This is a genomic window from Undibacterium sp. WLHG33 (genome assembly GCF_049544815.1).
GTDB lineage: Bacteria > Pseudomonadota > Gammaproteobacteria > Burkholderiales > Burkholderiaceae_D > Undibacterium.
The window spans coordinates 327,693-344,568 of sequence record NZ_CP186697.1 but is presented as its reverse complement, the minus strand read 5'-3'; the positions used below and the strand labels follow the sequence as shown (position 1 = coordinate 344,568).

Sequence of the window (16,876 nt, the reverse complement as noted above, 5' to 3'; positions counted from 1 at the left end):
GATTATTCTCCTGCTTTCTCAGCTGGAGCAGCATCAGCTTTTGCGCGTACACGCTTAGCTGGAGCTGCTGCGCCAGTTGTATTTTGCCCTTCAGGACGCTTAGCACGTGGGCGGCTGTTTGGCTTGCCATCGTCACGACGAGGACCACGACGTTTTTTGTCGTCTTCCGGAGTCGATTCAATCACAGGCGCATCGCCGTTTGCCAAACGATCACCTTTGTAGACCCACACTTTTACGCCAATAATGCCGTATGTTGTGGATGCTTCACCGAAGCCGTAATCGATATCAGCACGCAATGTATGCAGAGGCACACGGCCTTCGCGATACCATTCTTTACGAGCAATTTCGATACCATTCAAACGACCACCGGACATGATCTTGATACCTTGCGCACCGAGACGCATTGCGTTCTGCATCGCACGCTTCATCGCGCGACGGAACATAATACGTTTTTCGAGCTGCTGTGCGATAGAGTCAGCGATCAGTTGAGCATCGATCTCTGGCTTGCGAATTTCTTCGATGTTCACGTGCACTGGCACGCCCATCATTTTCGACAAGTCGGCTTTCAATACTTCAATGTCTTCGCCTTTTTTACCGATTACAACACCTGGACGGGAGCTGTAAATAGTAATACGTGCATTTTTAGCAGGGCGCTCAATAACGATGCGGCCTACAGATGCGTTCTTCAGTTTTTTCTTCAGGTATTCACGTACCTTCAGATCTTCACCAAGCATAGAAGCAAAGTTACCATTGCCTGCATACCAACGGGAAGACCAGTTACGCGTTACCGCCAGACGAAAACCGGTTGGATGTATCTTCTGTCCCATCGTGACTCCTTAGTTACCAACAGTCACATAAATGTGACAGGATTGTTTAGAGATACGATCACCACGACCTTTAGCGCGTGCTGTGAAGCGCTTCAGGATCGCACCTTTCTCGACATAGATACTCGTTACTTTCAGCTCATCGATATCTGCGCCATCATTATGTTCAGCGTTTGCAATTGCAGACTCCAACACTTTCTTGATGATTGCAGCACCTTTTTTAGGGCTGAATGCCAGGATATTCAATGCCTGATCAACTTTTTTACCACGGATCAGATCTGCCACGAGGCGACCTTTTTGCTCGGACAGACGCACACCGCGAAGATTAGCTTTAGTTTCCATCATCGGTCCTTATTTCTTAGCCTTTTTGTCGGCAGCGTGACCCTTGAACGTACGGGTCAGCGCAAATTCGCCGAGCTTGTGACCAACCATGTTTTCGGAAACATAAACTGGTACGTGCTGCTTACCGTTATGAACCGCAATGGTCAAACCGATGAAGTCCGGCATAATTGTCGAACGACGGGACCAAGTCTTGATTGGCTTTTTGTCTTTGTTTGCCTGAGCAGCTTCGACTTTCTTCACCAGATGAGCGTCGCAAAACGGCCCTTTTTTCAATGAACGTGTCATGTTTTATCCCTTATTTCTTACCACGGCGTGAGACGATCATCGAAGTAGTACGTTTGTTACGACGTGTCTTCTTACCCTTGGTCTGTTGACCCCATGGAGAAACTGGATGACGGCCTGCTGCAGTTTTACCTTCACCACCACCGTGAGGATGGTCAACCGGATTCATTACCACACCGCGGACGGTAGGACGGATACCGCGCCAACGCATCGCACCAGCTTTACCAATCTTACGCAGATTGTGTTCGCCATTGCCGACTTCACCGACAGTTGCGCGGCATTCGATGTGAATGCGACGAACTTCGCCGGAACGCAGACGAACCTGAGCGTAAGTACCTTCACGTGCCATCAGAACAACACCAGCACCAGCTGTACGAGCAATCTGAGCACCTTTACCTGGCAACATTTCCACGCAGTGCATAGTTGTACCAACTGGGATATTACGAATAGGCAAGCAGTTACCGGATTTGATCGGAGCCTGAGAACCGCTGATCAACTGGTCGCCGACAGCAACGCCTTTAGGTGCGATGATGTATGCACGTTCACCATCCGCATAGCACAACAATGCAATGTGCGCTGTACGGTTAGGATCGTATTCAATACGCTCAACTTTTGCAGGAATACCATCTTTGTTGCGTTTGAAGTCAACAACACGGTAATGCTGCTTATGACCACCACCGATATGACGGGTAGTGATGTGACCGTTATTATTACGGCCAGCAGTTTTGGATTTCTTTTCCAACAAAGCAGCAAACGGACGACCTTTAAACAGGCCTTCTGTTACCACTTTCACCATACCACGACGACCTGGTGAGGTTGGCTTCATCTTAACGAGTGCCATTATTATGCCCCCTCAGTGAAGTTGATTTCCTGACCAGGCTTCAAGCATACAAAAGCACGTTTTGTATGGTTGCGGCGGCCAGTAAATCTACCGGTACGTTTTTGTTTACCTTGACGATTTGCCACTTGCACAGATTCAACCTGAACCTTAAACAGCAATTCGACGGCAGCTTTAATTTCTGGCTTGGTTGCATCTGGAGTAACCAGGAAAACCACTTGCTCATTCTTTTCAGCAACCATAGTCGCTTTTTCAGAAATCACAGGAGCCAGCAACACCTTCATCAGGCGTTCTTCGCTATGTTTGATTAATGCACTCATGCCAGCATCTCCTCAATCTTTGCCAGTGCTGGCTTGGTGATCAACACTTTCTTGTAGAACACCAAAGAAACTGGATCAGCGTAACGTGGTTCAACAACCAGTACATTCACCAGATTACGTGCCGCCAACATCAGGTTTTCATTGAATTCGTCAGTAATGATCAGAACAGAATCCAGGCAACCCAATGCTTTGAGCTTCTCAGTCAACAGCTTAGTCTTAGGAGCATCTACCGCAATAGAGTCAACCACACTCAAACGATCCTCACGAGCCAACTGAGACAGAATCGAGCAGATACCAGCACGATACATCTTCTTATTAACTTTGTGAGAGAAGTTCTCATCCGGGCTATTCGGGAATATACGACCACCACCACGCCACAAAGGAGAAGAAGACATACCAGCACGTGCACGACCAGTACCTTTTTGACGCCAAGGCTTCTTGGTTGTGTGGTGGACTTCTTCACGATCTTTTTGCTTGCGGTTACCACTACGAGCATTAGCCTGATAAGCAACAACCACCTGATGAATCAGAGCTTCATTGTAATCACGACCGAAAATAGTATCAGGAGCTACAACGTTTGCAGCCGCTTGACCTTGTTCGTTTAGGAGCTTCAGTTCCATGGATTAGGCTCCCTTCTTAGCTTTAACTTTAACAGCAGGAGATACGATCACCTGACCATTTTTTGCACCAGGCACGGCACCCTTCACCAGCAACAAAGAACGCTCTGCGTCAACGCGAGCGATTTCCAAATTTTGCACAGTGCGATTAACGTCACCCAGATGACCAGTCATGCGCTTACCAGGAAAAACACGACCTGGATCCTGCGCCATACCGATAGAACCTGGAACATTATGGGAACGGGAGTTACCGTGAGTAGCACGACCAGAAGAGAAGTGGTAACGTTTAATGGTACCGGCATAACCTTTACCAATTGTCACACCTTGCACATCAACTTTCTGACCAGCCTCGAACATACCGACAGGCACAACATCGCCAGCCTTCAATTCAGCAGCTTTAGCAGCGTCAACACGGAATTCTTTTAATACAGTACCAGCTTCAACACCTGCTTTTGCGAGGTGACCGGCAGCCGCTTTATTTACACGGGATGCACGGCGCTGACCGAAAGTAACCTGAACAGCGGAATAACCATCTGTTTCAGGAGTTTTGACTTGCGTCACGCGGTTGTTGGACACATCCAAAACAGTAACAGGAATAGAATCCCCGTCATCCGTAAAGATACGCATCATGCCAACCTTGCGACCAACTAGGCCCAAGCTCATTATTTTCTCCATTCTCACCTACGATTGGGTGAGGCTGATGTTTAAAAAACTTAAACGAAAAGGTCAGCAAAAGCCGACCCACATTTAAGCCTTCGATTATAGCCCGCAAATTTTTTATTTACAAGGCAAATTATTTGAAAATTCGAAGAATTGTGGTATGTCAAATTTCTTCAGTTTTTGATTTTTAAAAAAAATCAAAAATTACCGGAAATTCGATTACTGCAATTTGATTTCAACATCAACACCAGCAGGCAAATCGAGCTTCATCAAAGCGTCAACTGTTTTATCTGTTGGATCAACGATATCCATCAAACGTTGGTGTGTACGAATTTCAAACTGATCACGGGAAGTTTTATTCACGTGCGGTGAACGCAGAACGTCGAAACGTTGAATACGGGTTGGCAGAGGAACCGGGCCTTTAACAACTGCACCAGTGCGCTTCGCTGTTTCAACGATTTCCAAAGCAGATTGATCGATCAATTTATAATCAAATGCTTTCAGGCGAATGCGGATCTTTTGATTCTGTGTAGACATAATAATTCCTATAAAGAGCGAGCCACCACCCCTTGGGGAAATGGCATTTTTTACAAAGAGCGAATACAAAAAAGCGGCTGCCGCTTAAAAAATCAGCAGCAGCCGCGTAGTGTACTACAAAATTACAGAATTAATCGATAATTTTAGCAACAACACCTGCACCAACAGTACGACCACCTTCACGAATCGCAAAGCGCAAGCCTTCTTCCATCGCAATCGGGTTGATCAGTTTGACTGTGATAGAGACGTTATCACCTGGCATCACCATTTCTTTATCTGCTGGCAACTCGATCGAGCCAGTGACGTCCGTTGTACGGAAGTAGAACTGTGGACGATAGTTGTTGAAGAATGGTGTATGACGACCACCTTCGTCTTTCGACAGAACATAGATCTCGCCAGTGAAATGTGCATGTGGCTTGATCGAACCTGGTTTTGCCAACACTTGACCGCGTTGGATATCTTCACGTTTTGTACCACGCAGCAGTACACCAACGTTATCGCCTGCCTGACCTTGGTCGAGCAGTTTGCGGAACATTTCAACGCCAGTACATGTTGTTTTTACTGTTTCTTTGATACCAACGATTTCAATCTCTTCGCCGACTTTGATAATGCCGCGTTCAACACGACCAGTTACCACAGTACCGCGACCGGAGATGGAGAATACGTCTTCAACTGGCAACAGGAAGGCACCGTCAACAGCGCGTTCCGGTGTTGGGATGTAAGTATCCAGTGCGTCAGCCAGTTTCAGGATGGCTTCTTCGCCCAAAGGACCTTTGTCGCCTTCCAGCGCCAGTTTTGCAGAACCCTGGATGATAGGCAGGTCGTCGCCTGGGAATTCGTATTTGGACAGCAATTCGCGCACTTCCATTTCTACCAATTCCAGCAACTCAGCGTCATCAACCATGTCGCATTTGTTCAGGAAAACGATGATGTATGGAACGCCAACCTGACGAGCCAACAGGATGTGCTCACGTGTTTGTGGCATTGGGCCGTCTGCTGCAGAGCAAACCAGGATCGCGCCGTCCATCTGCGCTGCACCGGTGATCATGTTTTTAACATAGTCAGCGTGGCCTGGGCAGTCAACGTGAGCGTAGTGGCGTGTTGCTGTTTCGTATTCAACGTGCGCAGTATTAATTGTAATACCGCGTGCTTTTTCTTCTGGTGCTGCGTCGATTTCGTCGTATTTCTTCGCTTCGCCACCGAATTTTGCAGACAATACTGTTGCAATCGCTGCTGTCAATGTTGTTTTACCGTGATCAACGTGACCAATTGTACCTACGTTAACGTGCGGCTTGGTGCGTTCGAACTTACCTTTTGCCATTTTATTCTTCCTTCAAAAAGAACGATTTATCAATAAGATGCCTGCTCCGGGCAAGGAGCAGGCTTTCAGATTACGAATTACTTAGCTTTGGATGTCACGATTGCGTCGATAACATTTTTCGGCGCTTCGGAGTAATGCTTGAATTCCATCGAGTACGTTGCACGACCTTGTGTTGCGGAACGCAATGAAGTGGCATAACCGAACATTTCAGACAAAGGAACCTCAGCCTTAATGATCTTACCACCACCGCCAGCAACTTCATCCATACCCTGAACCATACCACGACGGGAGGACAAATCACCCATGACTGTACCAGCGTAATCTTCTGGCGTTTCAACTTCAACTGCCATCATTGGCTCCAGAATAACTGGAGAAGCTTTACGGCAACCATCTTTAAACGCCATCGAAGCCGCCATACGGAACGCGTTTTCGTTGGAGTCAACGTCATGGTAGGAACCGAAGAACAAGGTCACTTTAACGTCAACCACTGGATAACCAGCCAACACGCCGGATGTCAGTGTTTCACGCACACCTTTTTCAACCGCAGGGATGTATTCACGTGGAACTGTACCGCCTTTGATCGCATCGACGAATTCAAAACCCTTACCTGGCTCTTGTGGTTCGATCTTCAGAACAACGTGACCGTACTGACCACGACCACCGGATTGCTTAACGAATTTACCTTCGATCTCTTCGCAAGTCTTACGGATAGTCTCGCGGTAAGCAACTTGTGGCTTACCAACAGTCGCTTCCACGTTGAATTCACGCTTCATACGATCAACGATAATATCCAGATGCAATTCACCCATACCAGCGATGATAGTCTGACCGGACTCTTCATCAGTACGCACACGGAAAGATGGATCTTCCGCAGCCAGACGATTCAGTGCCAGGCCCATTTTCTCCTGGTCGCCTTTTGTTTTTGGCTCAACTGCCTGAGAAATAACTGGCTCTGGGAATACCATGCGTTCCAGAATAACGATCGCTTTGTCATCACACAGCGTATCACCAGTTGTTGTGTCTTTCAGACCAACAACCGCAGCGATATCACCAGCCATCATTTCTTTGATTTCTTCGCGTTGATTCGCATGCATCTGAACAATACGACCGATACGCTCTTTTTTACCTTTAACAGAGTTATAGACTGAGTCGCCGGAGTTCAAAGTACCGGAGTAGCAACGGATAAAGCACAGTTGACCAACGAATGGATCGGTTGCGATTTTGAATGCCAGCGCAGAGAATTTCTCATCATCTTTTGCCAAACGAACCACTGGCTCTTCATCTTCATTTGTACCAGGTACAGGTGGAATATCCACTGGAGATGGCAGGAATTCAACGACCGCGTCCAACATCGCCTGCACGCCTTTGTTTTTAAAGGCAGTACCACACATCATTGGAACAATTTCACCGGCGATCGTACGTTGACGAAGTGCTGCTTTAATATCAGCCTCAGACAAATCACCCTCTTCGAGGTATTTGTTCATCAATTCTTCAGAGGCTTCAGCTGCTGCTTCCACCATGTTTTCACGCCATTTTTTAGCGTCTGCTGCCAGATGCGCAGGGATATCGCCGTATTCAAACTTCATACCCTGGGAAGCTGCATCCCAGATAATTGCTTTCATCTTAACCAGATCAACAACACCTTCAAACGAATCCTCAGCACCAATAGGCACTTGAATCGGAATAGGATTCGCCTTCAAGCGTGCACGCATTTGATCGTATACTTTGAAGAAGTTCGCACCAGTACGGTCCATCTTGTTGACGAATGCCAAACGTGGGACTTTGTACTTATTAGCCTGACGCCATACGGTTTCAGACTGAGGCTGAACACCACCGACTGCACAGTAAACCATGCAGGCGCCATCGAGAACACGCATGGAACGCTCAACTTCGATAGTGAAGTCAACGTGACCCGGTGTATCAATAATGTTGATATGGTGCGGAGCGAAATTATTCGCCATACCACTCCAGTAGCAAGTTGTCGCTGCAGAAGTAATAGTGATACCACGCTCTTGCTCTTGCTCCATCCAGTCCATGGTAGCAGCGCCATCATGCACTTCACCGATTTTGTGGTTAACACCGGTGTAGAACAGAACACGTTCCGTCGTCGTCGTTTTACCTGCATCAATGTGAGCCGAGATACCGATATTGCGGTAGCGCTCAATGGGGGTCTTACGGGCCATAGATAATCCTAAATCTTTTAATAGACAAAACCGAGCGCAATTTTTTGTAAAAATCGCGCCCGGCCTGATTCAAAATATTTGCCAGAACCATTGCATAATCATCACACAAAGGCTCCTTGCTCTTACTCTTAGAAGCGGAAGTGAGAGAAGGCTTTGTTGGCTTCAGCCATACGATGCACTTCATCACGTTTCTTCATTGCGCCACCGCGGCCTTCTGCGGCTTCCAACAACTCACCAGCCAGACGTTGTGGCATGGATTTTTCACTACGCTTGTTTGCAGCTTCACGCAACCAACGCATAGACAAAGCCAGACGACGAACCGGGCGCACTTCAACAGGCACCTGGTAGTTCGCGCCACCAACACGGCGGGATTTTACTTCAACCAGTGGTTTAGCATTGTTAATAGCCAATGCAAACACTTCCAGAGGATCTTTACCAGATTTTTGTTGGATGTGATCAAAAGCACCGTAAATGATACCTTCAGCAACAGACTTCTTGCCTGACAACATCAATACGTTAACAAATTTTGCAACTTCTACATTGCCAAATTTTGGATCTGGCAATACGTCCCGTTTCGGGACCTCACGACGACGTGGCATTTCAATTCCTTTCAATCTTCAGTTGAGCGCTGAGCAACAATTCACCCTGCACTCGCGACAGGCCATCATAGCCAGTCACTTACTCGGCTCATTCCGAACCGACACTGATCCGTAATACTTTACGGAGATTAAATTACGAGATAATTACTTCTTAGCTGCCTTAGCGCGCTTAGAACCATATTTGGAACGAGCTTGCTTACGGTCTTTAACGCCTTGAGTATCCAAAGCACCGCGAACCATATGGTAACGAACACCTGGCAAATCCTTTACACGACCACCGCGCAGCAGGACTACGCTATGTTCTTGCAAGTTATGGCCTTCACCGCCAATGTACGAAATTACTTCGAAACCATTAGTCAGGCGAACTTTGGCAACTTTACGCAAAGCCGAGTTCGGCTTTTTTGGAGTTGTCGTATAAACGCGGGTGCAAACGCCACGTTTCTGCGGGCTGTTTTCCAGCGCCGGCGATTTGCTCTTAACCACTGCAGAAACACGTGGTTGGCGAATCAGTTGATTGATGGTTGGCATCGTTTTTAATCCAACAAAATACAACGTTAAACACAAACCCGGAAACGGTTGCCCGGGAACTAAAAATCAATTTTTTTACGTCCGAATTATTCAGACGAGCCCAATATCTGCCTGCTTTTTAAGCATATTTTTTCGCAAAAAACCGCTAGAAACATGTTGAAAACTGCAAACCCAAAATCGAGAACTCGCAATTTTATGTCGCCTGATCCAGCCATGTCAACGATTTTCGGTACGCGACGGGTTGCCCACGCTGCCTGCACGTGGCAGATCAGAGTAGGAAATTTCATAAGAAAATCAAGTATTTCCGGATTTTTGTTTGTTTTCATTTAAGCTTGCATGACTCTTTGCATCGTCCTGAGCGGAAAAGGCGCTTAGGCAGCCGCGCCATGTTTTCATAAATCATTTATATTGTCGGCCTGAATTATTTAAGCGACCATTTCACACTCTCTATTGCAGTCGATGGCGATACCCCCTCGCCCAGCAACTACCGCAAGCAAGCCAGCTACCATCCCGATGCGTTCTTTACTCCGTCCCAGCCCCCTTTTTCTCCTGTTGAGTTATCTGCTGCTCTCAGCGATTCCGTTTTTCTCTCTGGTACTGGGAAAGCCGGTTGAGAAAGGCTGGCAGTTGCTGGCGATCGAGGTGATCTGCTGGCCGGTACTGTGGGCAGTCTTCAAACATCCGCGCTGGTTTCATTTTTTGTTGCTGCCGGCGATGCTGGCAATACCGATAGAGATTTATCTGCGACTGTATTTCGGGCAGAGTATTTCCACTCATCACCTCGGCGTTTTACTGGAAACCAGCCCCAAAGAGGCGATTGAATTTCTTGGGCAAAAAGTCTGGTTACTGTTATTTCTGACGTTAATGATTACGGCGTGGTGGTGGAGTCTACTGAAAATTGCGTTGAATACACCAGCACTGCACTGGCACCATCCAAGCCGCTGGGCATTGATCAGTATGGTGGTGATGGGCTGCGGGATCTGGGCTTACGGCGAATATGTCGGCGTGCGGGCAGCGCCTCCGGCGGTGACACCCAGCGCCAGCGATAGTACTGACGACGAGGATACGCCGGCACCAGCTGCAAGCACACAATCAACGGGCAAAGTGATTCCGCAGGCGTGGCTGGAACATCAGCGTCAGACATTAAGCAAACTACTCGGGCCACTGCCATCCTGGGCCAGAATACGTTATGACGAGGATGTCTTCACCAGCACCTGGCCATTCGGTCTCGCGGTGCGCATCGCAGATTTCTGGAGCGAACGTGGATATTTATCAAAGCTGTCTGAAAAAAGCCGCAACTTCCGCTTCAACGCGACATTGCAAGGTGACCCGAAGTTAGCGCAGACTATCGTTGTTGTGCTCGGAGAATCATCACGCTACGACCGCTGGAGCCTGAATGGCTACGAACGTGAAACCAATCCCTTATTGTCACTGGAAGACAATCTGGTCAGCTTCAGCGACATGATTACTGCCGTCGCTGCGACACGCTTATCCGTGCCTGTCATCGTTTCGCGCAAGCCGGCGGCACAAAGTCTGAAGGCGGGGTTCTCTGAAAAATCGTTTCTGTCTGCATTTAAAGAAGCGGGATTCAAAACCTTCTGGATATCGAACCAAATGAGCTTTGGTCAGTTCGACACGCCGATCTCAGTGTTCGCCAAAGAAGCCGATGTCACGCAGTTTCTGAATCTCGGTGGCTTCACCAATAATTCCAGTTTCGACGACATCCTGCTCGATCCCATGAGTCGCGCGATGAACGATGCCGCACCTAAAAAGCTGATCGTTCTGCATACGCTGGGCAACCACTGGAATTACAGCCACCGCTACCCGAAAGAATACGACCACTGGAAGCCCTCGTTGTTCGGTGTTGACAACCCCGCCTATACCGATCTGAACAACAAAGCGGCGCTCAGCAACAGCTATGACAATTCCATTTTATACACCGACTGGATGTTGTCGGAAGTCATACAGCGCCTGAAAGCGAGCAAACAGATTACCTCAATGATGTATATCTCCGATCATGGGCAAACCTTGTATGACGGCAGTTGCGGCCTCGCGTTTCATGGCCACAATACGCAATATGAATTCCATATCCCTGCCTTCATCTGGTATTCGGACGACTATCAGCAATTATTTCCAGAGAAAATTCGCCAGCTCAAACGCCACCAGAAATTCCGCCTGTCGACGGAAAATGTTTTTCATACTTTGCTCGACATGGGCAATATTCGCTATCCTGATGAAAGGCTGAACTGGAGCATCCTTAGTCCGCAACTGGTTGCACACACGCGCTATGTCGATAGTTACGGCTGGTCTGATTACGATAATGCGACGCTGAAGGGAGATTGCCGCGAAGTCATCGATAAAAAAACGCCGGTACGACAAGAGAAATAAGCGTTACACCAAGTGACAACACCGATGCAGCATCCTGCCGTTATGTGCCTGCGAGCGCCTGTTGAGCACTAAATATACTGGGTGGAGTATATTTAAAAGCCCAATGTTTATGCTGAGAATAGCCCGATTTTTGAATATACTCCCCCTTAAAGCTCATTTTCACAGCAGAATAAAACCAGTTTTTCTGCAAAGCATCTGACTTACGTAATCGCTAGCGGTCGAGCTCAGACGCCGATGGCGTATTTCTTTTAATGAAGATCAACATCAGTCAATGTATGCTTTGCTTCATTGCAGCAAAACAGTTATCTCGTTTACACTGACGACATGCCCTCAGTTAGCCCTCCCACCCTGACCGTCAATCATGCAGATCAGACCACGATTAGCGTCGCTGGCGCGTGGCTGGTGCACGCATTATCCGAAGGTCACCGCTTGCATGATTTGCAGACGGAGCTGACCAACCAGGGAAAGCGCGACGATATTCACTGGGATTTAAGCCAGATCAGTGCGCTCGATCATGTCGGTGCGCAGATATTGTGGCGCGCCTGGGGCAAGAAAAAGCCACAACATCTGTTACTGCAACCGGTACATGAAGGTCTGTTTCAGCGCGTGGCGGAAGCCGGTCAGGTCAATTTAGTCGAAGCAAAACGTCCGCGCTTTTACAGCATCATGCAACTGGGCGACATCGTGCTCGGCTTCTTTGAGCATTTGTACGGCTTCAGCATCCTGCTCGGTCAACTGATGATCGATCTGGCCGGTTTTATACGTCATCCGCTGCGAGGCCCGTGGAAAGAATTATCCGCCAACCTGTATCGCATGGGCGCGCAGGCGCTGGGCATTACCGCGCTGGTCGGCATCCTGATCGGGATCGTGCTTTCTTACCTGTCAGCACAACAATTACTGACGTTTGGCGGTGATTTATTTATCGTCAATATTCTCGGCATGAGCATCATCCGCGAACTCGGTCCCTTGCTGGCCGCAATTCTGGTTGCCGGTCGCTCGGGCTCAGCCATCACGGCGCAGCTCGGTGTGATGCGGGTCACCGAAGAGCTCGATGCGATGCTGGTGATGGGCATACCGCATGGTTCGCGCCTGATCCTGCCCAAGGTGCTGGCACTGGCCATCGCCATGCCACTGCTGGTGATCTGGACCGATGTGATGGCACTGATAGGCGGCATGATTTCAGCGCAAGCACTACTCGGTATGAGTCCGGAATTTTTTGTCTTTAAATTACCGGATGCGGTGCCGCTGCTGAATTACTGGATAGGTTTGGGTAAAGGTGTTGCCTTTGGTATTCTGATCGCACTGATTGCCTGCCATTACGGCTTGCGCATTAAGCCGAATACGGAAAGCCTGGGGCACGGCACCACCAATTCCGTGGTGATTGCAATTACCGTCGTGATCATTGCCGATGCGATTTTTGCGATTATTTTCAGTAAAGTGGGCTACTGATGACGACCGATAACGTAATCGAAATCCAGGGCTTACGTACCCAGTTCGGTCGCGCAATCGTCCACGACAATCTGGATTTGTCGGTACGGCGCGGTGAGATTCTGTCTATCGTGGGCGGTTCCGGCACCGGTAAAACCGTACTCGTGCGCCAGATGCTGGGACTGGAAACGCCGCGTCGCGGCAGCATCAAAGTCTTCGGTGAAGACATCCAGGTTTCCGACAGCCGTCATCTTGATTATCTGCGCAAAAGGTCGGGCATGTTGTTCCAGCATGGCGCTCTGTATTCAGCGCTGAATGTGTTCGACAATATCGCACAGCCGATGCGGGAACTCAGAAAATTACCGGAATCTCTGATCACCGATCTGGTGTATCTGAAATTACAGATGGTGAACATCGCCTTTGAACATGCGCCGAAAATGCCGGCAGATTTATCCGGCGGCATGATCAAACGGATCGCGCTTGCTCGTGCTTTGGCGCTGGATCCTGAACTACTCTTTCTGGATGAACCGACCGCCGGACTGGATCCGGATAGTTCAGACAGTTTCGTCGAGCTGATACAGTCATTGCACCGCCAGCTGAGCCTGACGGTGATCATGGTCACGCATGATCTCGACAGCCTGTTTGCACTATCGAGCCGAATTGCGGTGCTGGCCGAAAAAAAAGTCATCGTCGTCGGCACACCGCAGGAAGTCGTCCGCTTCCAGCATCCGTTCATCAGCAGCTTCTTCCTCGGTGGTCGTGGCAAGCGCGCCATGGAAGTGCTGACACCTGCCTCACAATAGGAAAGCCATGGAAAACCGATCGCACGCCTTAATCGCCGGATTCTTCACCATCGCCTTATTGATCCTCGCTATTTTTATCGCGATCTGGCTGGGACGCGACAAAATTCAGCGCACGCCGTATGAGATCGTGACCAAATCAGCGGTCTCCGGCCTCAACCTGCAAGCGGCAGTCCGCTACAAAGGGATTAAAGTCGGTAATGTGACCGATATCGATTTTGATGACAAAAATCCGGGACAACTGATACTGCGCCTGGAAGTGATTCCGGATACGCCGGTCACCAGCGCCACCTTCGCCACCCTCGCCTATCAGGGTGTGACCGGGATTGCATTTGTGCAGCTTGATGAAGACAAAACAGCGGGCACTTCTGTCCCGTTAGTGCCGGACGGTACGACGCAACGGATTCCGCTGCGTCCCGGTGTGATGCAGAATCTGGAAGAGCGCGGGCTCGCAATTCTGACGCAAACCGAAGAACTGACCCGCCGTATCAACAGCCTGCTCGATCCGAAAAATCGTCAAACCATGATCAGCGCCGTCGACAATATCAACAAAGCTGCGGAAGCGTGGCAAGCATTGCCGAACAAACTCAACCCCAGCCTGGATAAATTGCCAGGGCTAATTGATCAGACACAAAATACGCTGAACACCGTCAGCGTGCTCTCCAAAGACGCATCGCGCTTCACCAATAATCTGAACCAGCTCAGTACGCAATTGCAGTCTGCCGATGGCCCGATCGCCCGCTTTAATCTGGCGATAGACCAGCTGACAAACGGTGTCGCCGTGGAAACGCTGCCGCGTATTCAGAGTCTGACCGGCGAAGCCCGCAGCAGTATGCGCTCCCTGAATCGCGCAACGGAAAATCTGAACGACAGGCCACAAAGTATCCTGTTCGGCAATCCGCCAGCAGCGCCCGGCCCGGGCGAAGCCGGTTTTGTCGCGCCCAAATAAAGACACAGAGAAGACTATCTGAGGACATCGTATGCAACGACTCTACCGCATTACTCACTACCGTTTTCTGCCGCTGATGATATTCAGTATCAGTCTGTTGAGCGCCTGCAGCAGCACGGCTCCGGCACAACGCCAGCAATACGATTTCGGCCCGTTCAATACGGTCTCGCTGCCGAATACAAAAATGCAAATTGCGCTCGCCGAAATTCAGGTACCGGCAGCGCTCGACAGCAATGCCATGCTGTACCGCTTGCAATACGACAACGCACAGCAGTTAAAGCCGTATGCGCAGGCGCGCTGGAGTATGCCGCCCGCACAGTTAGTCGCGCAAAGAATCAAGCTGGTGCTGAACTCGCGCGGCGCTGTCGTCACCAACACCGCTGACAGCGCGGGAAGTTTGCCGGTCTTACGCATGGAACTCGATGAATTTTCTCAGGTATTCACCACGCCAAGCACCAGCCATGCACACATTTATGCGCGCGGCATTGTTGTGAAAGGACGCAACATCATCGGCACGCGGAATTTCCTGCTGCAGGTACCGGCTGCCAGCCCGGATGCTGCCAGTGGTGCAAAGGCTATGCAGACAGCGGTCGACAATATGATCAGCGACATGCAGCAATGGCTTACCAGCTTAGCCCTGAATTAACGCCGCCATGAGTGAGCCCCTGCCGGCCAGCCGCGATGCGTCGCCAGACACAGGTGCGGCCAGTCACTTACATAGTTCCCCTTTTGCACGGGTCTGCCTGCTCGCCTATACCGTATTGATTCTGTATGCGAGCTGGTATCCGTTCACCGGCTGGCAGGCAAATAATTTGTCGGCATTGCCTGACGTGATACGGCAGTGGCCACGTTACTGGACCAAATTTGATGCCGGTATCAATATTGTTGGTTATATCCCGTTCGGAACCCTGATCGTCTTTGCGCTGTACCCGCTGGTGAATCGCTGGTGGGCGGCGCTGATTGCCTGTTTTGGCGGCGCGCTGATTTCTGCAGTGGCCGAGCTGGTGCAATATTTTCTGCCGAGCCGGGTCACGTCTCTGCTCGATTTTCTGACCAATACCAGCGGCGCGGTGCTGGGCGCGATCTTAGGTGCGCTGCTGACGCCGCTGATACTGGAAAAAGGACGCCTGCAATTATTGCGCAAACAATGGACGTATCAGGATTCGAGCTGGGAAATCGTCTTGCTGGGTTTATGGCCAATGGCACAGCTGTATCCGCAGGCCTATCTGTTCGGGCTGGGACAATTGTTTCCCATCCTGTCGCAACAACTCAGCGATTTGTTTGACATGGATATCGACATAGGTGCATTTGTTCTGCAAGGCATGGAATTCAGTGCCGATGAATATCTGCTGGCGGAAACTTTCATCACTGCCAGTGGTTGTACCGGCGCGATACTGATTTGCCTGAGCATATTCAATCGTCACGCGCCGAAATTCCCGCTGGGTATGCTGCTGCTGAGTATGACACTGATCGCCAAAACACTCGCCAGCGCTTTGCTGTTCAAGCCCGAATATGCGTATGCGTGGATGACGCCCGGCGCGATCGGCGGCTTACTGATCAGCGCCATCATGTTGTACGGTTTTTCATTCGCGCCGGTGCGGGCGCAGAAGCGACTGGCATTTTTACTGCTGCTGATTTCGCTCGTGGTGCTGAATCTGTTACCGGACAATCCCTACTTCGCCGCGACGATGCAAACCTGGGTGCAGGGAAAATTTTTGAACTTTAACGGTGCTGCGCAATTCTTATCGCTGTGCTGGCCGTGGATGGCCTTGTGGACTTTGTTACGAAAGCCAAAACCGGCTGCTGCGCAAGTTGCAGTATCATAGCGGCTTACCGGCAATGCGACCCACGCGCTCATCCGGCAAGCATTTACCGATGTCGTTCCGGGGTCACAGCCACTGTCTGAAATGAATAAAGTCCTCATCATGTCTGAACCTCTCTATTTTCAAAAACATGTGTTTTTCTGCATGAATCAGCGCGACGATGGTCGGCCGTGCTGTACCGATCACGGCGCACAAGCAGCGCAGGAACACGCCAAACGCCGCATCAAACAGATGGACATGAACGGTCAGGGCAAAATCCGCATCAACAAAGCCGGCTGCCTGGATCGCTGCGATGAAGGGCCAGTGATGGTGGTCTATCCGCAAGGCACTTGGTACACCTTCGTCGATCAGACAGATATTGATGAAATCATAGACGTGGATCTGATCGGCGGCGGCATCGTCAAACGCCTGCAATTACCGAACACCTGATTTATCCG

At 49.7% G+C, this 16,876-nt stretch carries 20 protein-coding genes; 7 read left to right on the top strand and 13 right to left on the bottom strand.

Annotated elements, in window-relative coordinates:
• Window positions 1–2: 2 nt before the first annotated feature.
• The 13 genes from rpsC to ACOTSW_RS01505 form a co-directional block, all read right to left on the bottom strand.
• Window positions 3–827: a 30S ribosomal protein S3 gene (gene rpsC / locus ACOTSW_RS01565; RefSeq protein ID WP_423680638.1), complete on the bottom strand. Its 825-nt coding sequence runs from the start codon at window positions 825–827 to the stop codon at window positions 3–5.
• Window positions 828–836: 9 nt separating this feature from the next.
• Window positions 837–1,169: a 50S ribosomal protein L22 gene (rplV, locus tag ACOTSW_RS01560; RefSeq protein ID WP_423017107.1), complete on the bottom strand. Its 333-nt coding sequence runs from the start codon at window positions 1,167–1,169 to the stop codon at window positions 837–839.
• A gap of 6 nt (window positions 1,170–1,175) precedes the next feature.
• Window positions 1,176–1,451 (bottom strand): 30S ribosomal protein S19, encoded by a 276-nt coding sequence (rpsS, locus tag ACOTSW_RS01555; protein ID WP_124574225.1) that lies wholly within the window; start codon window positions 1,449–1,451, stop codon window positions 1,176–1,178.
• Window positions 1,452–1,461: 10 nt separating this feature from the next.
• Complete coding sequence (rplB, locus tag ACOTSW_RS01550; protein ID WP_186884626.1) at window positions 1,462–2,289, bottom strand: 50S ribosomal protein L2; 828 nt, start codon at window positions 2,287–2,289, stop codon at window positions 1,462–1,464.
• Window positions 2,290–2,291: 2 nt separating this feature from the next.
• On the bottom strand, window positions 2,292–2,606 hold the full coding sequence (gene rplW, locus ACOTSW_RS01545; protein WP_186884625.1) for a 50S ribosomal protein L23: 315 nt from the start codon (window positions 2,604–2,606) through the stop codon (window positions 2,292–2,294).
• Entirely contained in the window at window positions 2,603–3,226 is a 624-nt protein-coding gene (gene rplD / locus ACOTSW_RS01540; RefSeq protein WP_423680637.1) for a 50S ribosomal protein L4, read from the bottom strand. Before rplD ends, rplW begins: the two co-directional genes overlap by 4 nt.
• Window positions 3,227–3,229: 3 nt before the next feature.
• Entirely contained in the window at window positions 3,230–3,886 is a 657-nt protein-coding gene (gene rplC / locus ACOTSW_RS01535; protein ID WP_423680636.1) for a 50S ribosomal protein L3, read from the bottom strand.
• Between the two features lie 216 nt (window positions 3,887–4,102).
• Window positions 4,103–4,420: a 30S ribosomal protein S10 gene (gene rpsJ / locus ACOTSW_RS01530; protein ID WP_110255911.1), complete on the bottom strand. Its 318-nt coding sequence runs from the start codon at window positions 4,418–4,420 to the stop codon at window positions 4,103–4,105.
• Between the two features lie 130 nt (window positions 4,421–4,550).
• Window positions 4,551–5,741 carry an elongation factor Tu gene (gene tuf, locus ACOTSW_RS01525; RefSeq protein ID WP_423680565.1) on the bottom strand — a complete coding sequence of 397 codons (1,191 nt, stop codon included), beginning with the start codon at window positions 5,739–5,741 and terminating at the stop codon, window positions 4,551–4,553.
• Window positions 5,742–5,818: 77 nt separating this feature from the next.
• Window positions 5,819–7,924: an elongation factor G gene (fusA, locus tag ACOTSW_RS01520; RefSeq protein WP_423680634.1), complete on the bottom strand. Its 2,106-nt coding sequence runs from the start codon at window positions 7,922–7,924 to the stop codon at window positions 5,819–5,821.
• A gap of 128 nt (window positions 7,925–8,052) precedes the next feature.
• A complete protein-coding gene (gene rpsG / locus ACOTSW_RS01515; RefSeq protein WP_423680633.1) occupies window positions 8,053–8,523 on the bottom strand; it encodes a 30S ribosomal protein S7 in 471 nt (156 codons plus the stop codon).
• 144 nt (window positions 8,524–8,667) lie between these two features.
• Window positions 8,668–9,051: a 30S ribosomal protein S12 gene (gene rpsL, locus ACOTSW_RS01510; protein ID WP_153236384.1), complete on the bottom strand. Its 384-nt coding sequence runs from the start codon at window positions 9,049–9,051 to the stop codon at window positions 8,668–8,670.
• An 86-nt stretch (window positions 9,052–9,137) separates the two neighbouring features.
• Window positions 9,138–9,377, bottom strand: a complete 240-nt coding sequence (locus ACOTSW_RS01505) for a hypothetical protein (RefSeq protein WP_423680632.1) — start codon at window positions 9,375–9,377, stop codon at window positions 9,138–9,140.
• Window positions 9,378–9,564: 187 nt separating this feature from the next.
• Here ACOTSW_RS01505 and ACOTSW_RS01500 point away from each other — a divergent pair, with 187 nt between their 5' ends.
• The 7 genes from ACOTSW_RS01500 (at window position 9,565) to ACOTSW_RS01470 (ending at window position 16,868) form a co-directional block, all read left to right on the top strand.
• Entirely contained in the window at window positions 9,565–11,439 is a 1,875-nt protein-coding gene (locus ACOTSW_RS01500; RefSeq protein WP_423680631.1) for a phosphoethanolamine transferase, read from the top strand.
• A 324-nt stretch (window positions 11,440–11,763) separates the two neighbouring features.
• Entirely contained in the window at window positions 11,764–12,888 is a 1,125-nt protein-coding gene (locus tag ACOTSW_RS01495; protein ID WP_423680630.1) for an MlaE family ABC transporter permease, read from the top strand.
• Window positions 12,888–13,670, top strand: coding sequence for an ABC transporter ATP-binding protein (locus ACOTSW_RS01490; protein WP_423680629.1), 783 nt, complete (start codon window positions 12,888–12,890; stop codon window positions 13,668–13,670). The genes ACOTSW_RS01495 and ACOTSW_RS01490 overlap by 1 nt, the downstream gene beginning before the upstream one ends.
• Window positions 13,671–13,677: 7 nt before the next feature.
• Window positions 13,678–14,616: an MlaD family protein gene (locus ACOTSW_RS01485; protein WP_423680627.1), complete on the top strand. Its 939-nt coding sequence runs from the start codon at window positions 13,678–13,680 to the stop codon at window positions 14,614–14,616.
• A gap of 31 nt (window positions 14,617–14,647) precedes the next feature.
• On the top strand, window positions 14,648–15,262 hold the full coding sequence (locus ACOTSW_RS01480) for an ABC-type transport auxiliary lipoprotein family protein (protein ID WP_423680626.1): 615 nt from the start codon (window positions 14,648–14,650) through the stop codon (window positions 15,260–15,262).
• Between the two features lie 7 nt (window positions 15,263–15,269).
• The gene (locus ACOTSW_RS01475; protein WP_423680624.1) at window positions 15,270–16,442 is read left to right on the top strand and encodes a VanZ family protein; all 1,173 of its coding nucleotides are present in this window, start codon (window positions 15,270–15,272) and stop codon (window positions 16,440–16,442) included.
• 99 nt (window positions 16,443–16,541) lie between these two features.
• Window positions 16,542–16,868: a (2Fe-2S) ferredoxin domain-containing protein gene (locus tag ACOTSW_RS01470; protein ID WP_423680623.1), complete on the top strand. Its 327-nt coding sequence runs from the start codon at window positions 16,542–16,544 to the stop codon at window positions 16,866–16,868.
• Window positions 16,869–16,876: the final 8 nt, after the last annotated feature.

What these genes read in the sequence shown, in the direction of transcription:
- rpsC (WP_423680638.1), bottom strand. Translation starts at nt 827, where the DNA reads ATGGGACAGAAGATACATCCAACCGGTTTTCGTCTGGCGGTAACGCGT.
- rplV (WP_423017107.1), bottom strand. Translation starts at nt 1,169, where the DNA reads ATGATGGAAACTAAAGCTAATCTTCGCGGTGTGCGTCTGTCCGAGCAA.
- rpsS (WP_124574225.1), bottom strand. Translation starts at nt 1,451, where the DNA reads ATGACACGTTCATTGAAAAAAGGGCCGTTTTGCGACGCTCATCTGGTG.
- rplB (WP_186884626.1), bottom strand. Translation starts at nt 2,289, where the DNA reads ATGGCACTCGTTAAGATGAAGCCAACCTCACCAGGTCGTCGTGGTATG.
- rplW (WP_186884625.1), bottom strand. Translation starts at nt 2,606, where the DNA reads ATGAGTGCATTAATCAAACATAGCGAAGAACGCCTGATGAAGGTGTTG.
- rplD (WP_423680637.1), bottom strand. Translation starts at nt 3,226, where the DNA reads ATGGAACTGAAGCTCCTAAACGAACAAGGTCAAGCGGCTGCAAACGTT.
- rplC (WP_423680636.1), bottom strand. Translation starts at nt 3,886, where the DNA reads ATGAGCTTGGGCCTAGTTGGTCGCAAGGTTGGCATGATGCGTATCTTT.
- rpsJ (WP_110255911.1), bottom strand. Translation starts at nt 4,420, where the DNA reads ATGTCTACACAGAATCAAAAGATCCGCATTCGCCTGAAAGCATTTGAT.
- tuf (WP_423680565.1), bottom strand. Translation starts at nt 5,741, where the DNA reads ATGGCAAAAGGTAAGTTCGAACGCACCAAGCCGCACGTTAACGTAGGT.
- fusA (WP_423680634.1), bottom strand. Translation starts at nt 7,924, where the DNA reads ATGGCCCGTAAGACCCCCATTGAGCGCTACCGCAATATCGGTATCTCG.
- rpsG (WP_423680633.1), bottom strand. Translation starts at nt 8,523, where the DNA reads ATGCCACGTCGTCGTGAGGTCCCGAAACGGGACGTATTGCCAGATCCA.
- rpsL (WP_153236384.1), bottom strand. Translation starts at nt 9,051, where the DNA reads ATGCCAACCATCAATCAACTGATTCGCCAACCACGTGTTTCTGCAGTG.
- ACOTSW_RS01505 (WP_423680632.1), bottom strand. Translation starts at nt 9,377, where the DNA reads ATGAAAACAAACAAAAATCCGGAAATACTTGATTTTCTTATGAAATTT.
- ACOTSW_RS01500 (WP_423680631.1), top strand. Translation starts at nt 9,565, where the DNA reads ATGCGTTCTTTACTCCGTCCCAGCCCCCTTTTTCTCCTGTTGAGTTAT.
- ACOTSW_RS01495 (WP_423680630.1), top strand. Translation starts at nt 11,764, where the DNA reads ATGCCCTCAGTTAGCCCTCCCACCCTGACCGTCAATCATGCAGATCAG.
- ACOTSW_RS01490 (WP_423680629.1), top strand. Translation starts at nt 12,888, where the DNA reads ATGACGACCGATAACGTAATCGAAATCCAGGGCTTACGTACCCAGTTC.
- ACOTSW_RS01485 (WP_423680627.1), top strand. Translation starts at nt 13,678, where the DNA reads ATGGAAAACCGATCGCACGCCTTAATCGCCGGATTCTTCACCATCGCC.
- ACOTSW_RS01480 (WP_423680626.1), top strand. Translation starts at nt 14,648, where the DNA reads ATGCAACGACTCTACCGCATTACTCACTACCGTTTTCTGCCGCTGATG.
- ACOTSW_RS01475 (WP_423680624.1), top strand. Translation starts at nt 15,270, where the DNA reads ATGAGTGAGCCCCTGCCGGCCAGCCGCGATGCGTCGCCAGACACAGGT.
- ACOTSW_RS01470 (WP_423680623.1), top strand. Translation starts at nt 16,542, where the DNA reads ATGTCTGAACCTCTCTATTTTCAAAAACATGTGTTTTTCTGCATGAAT.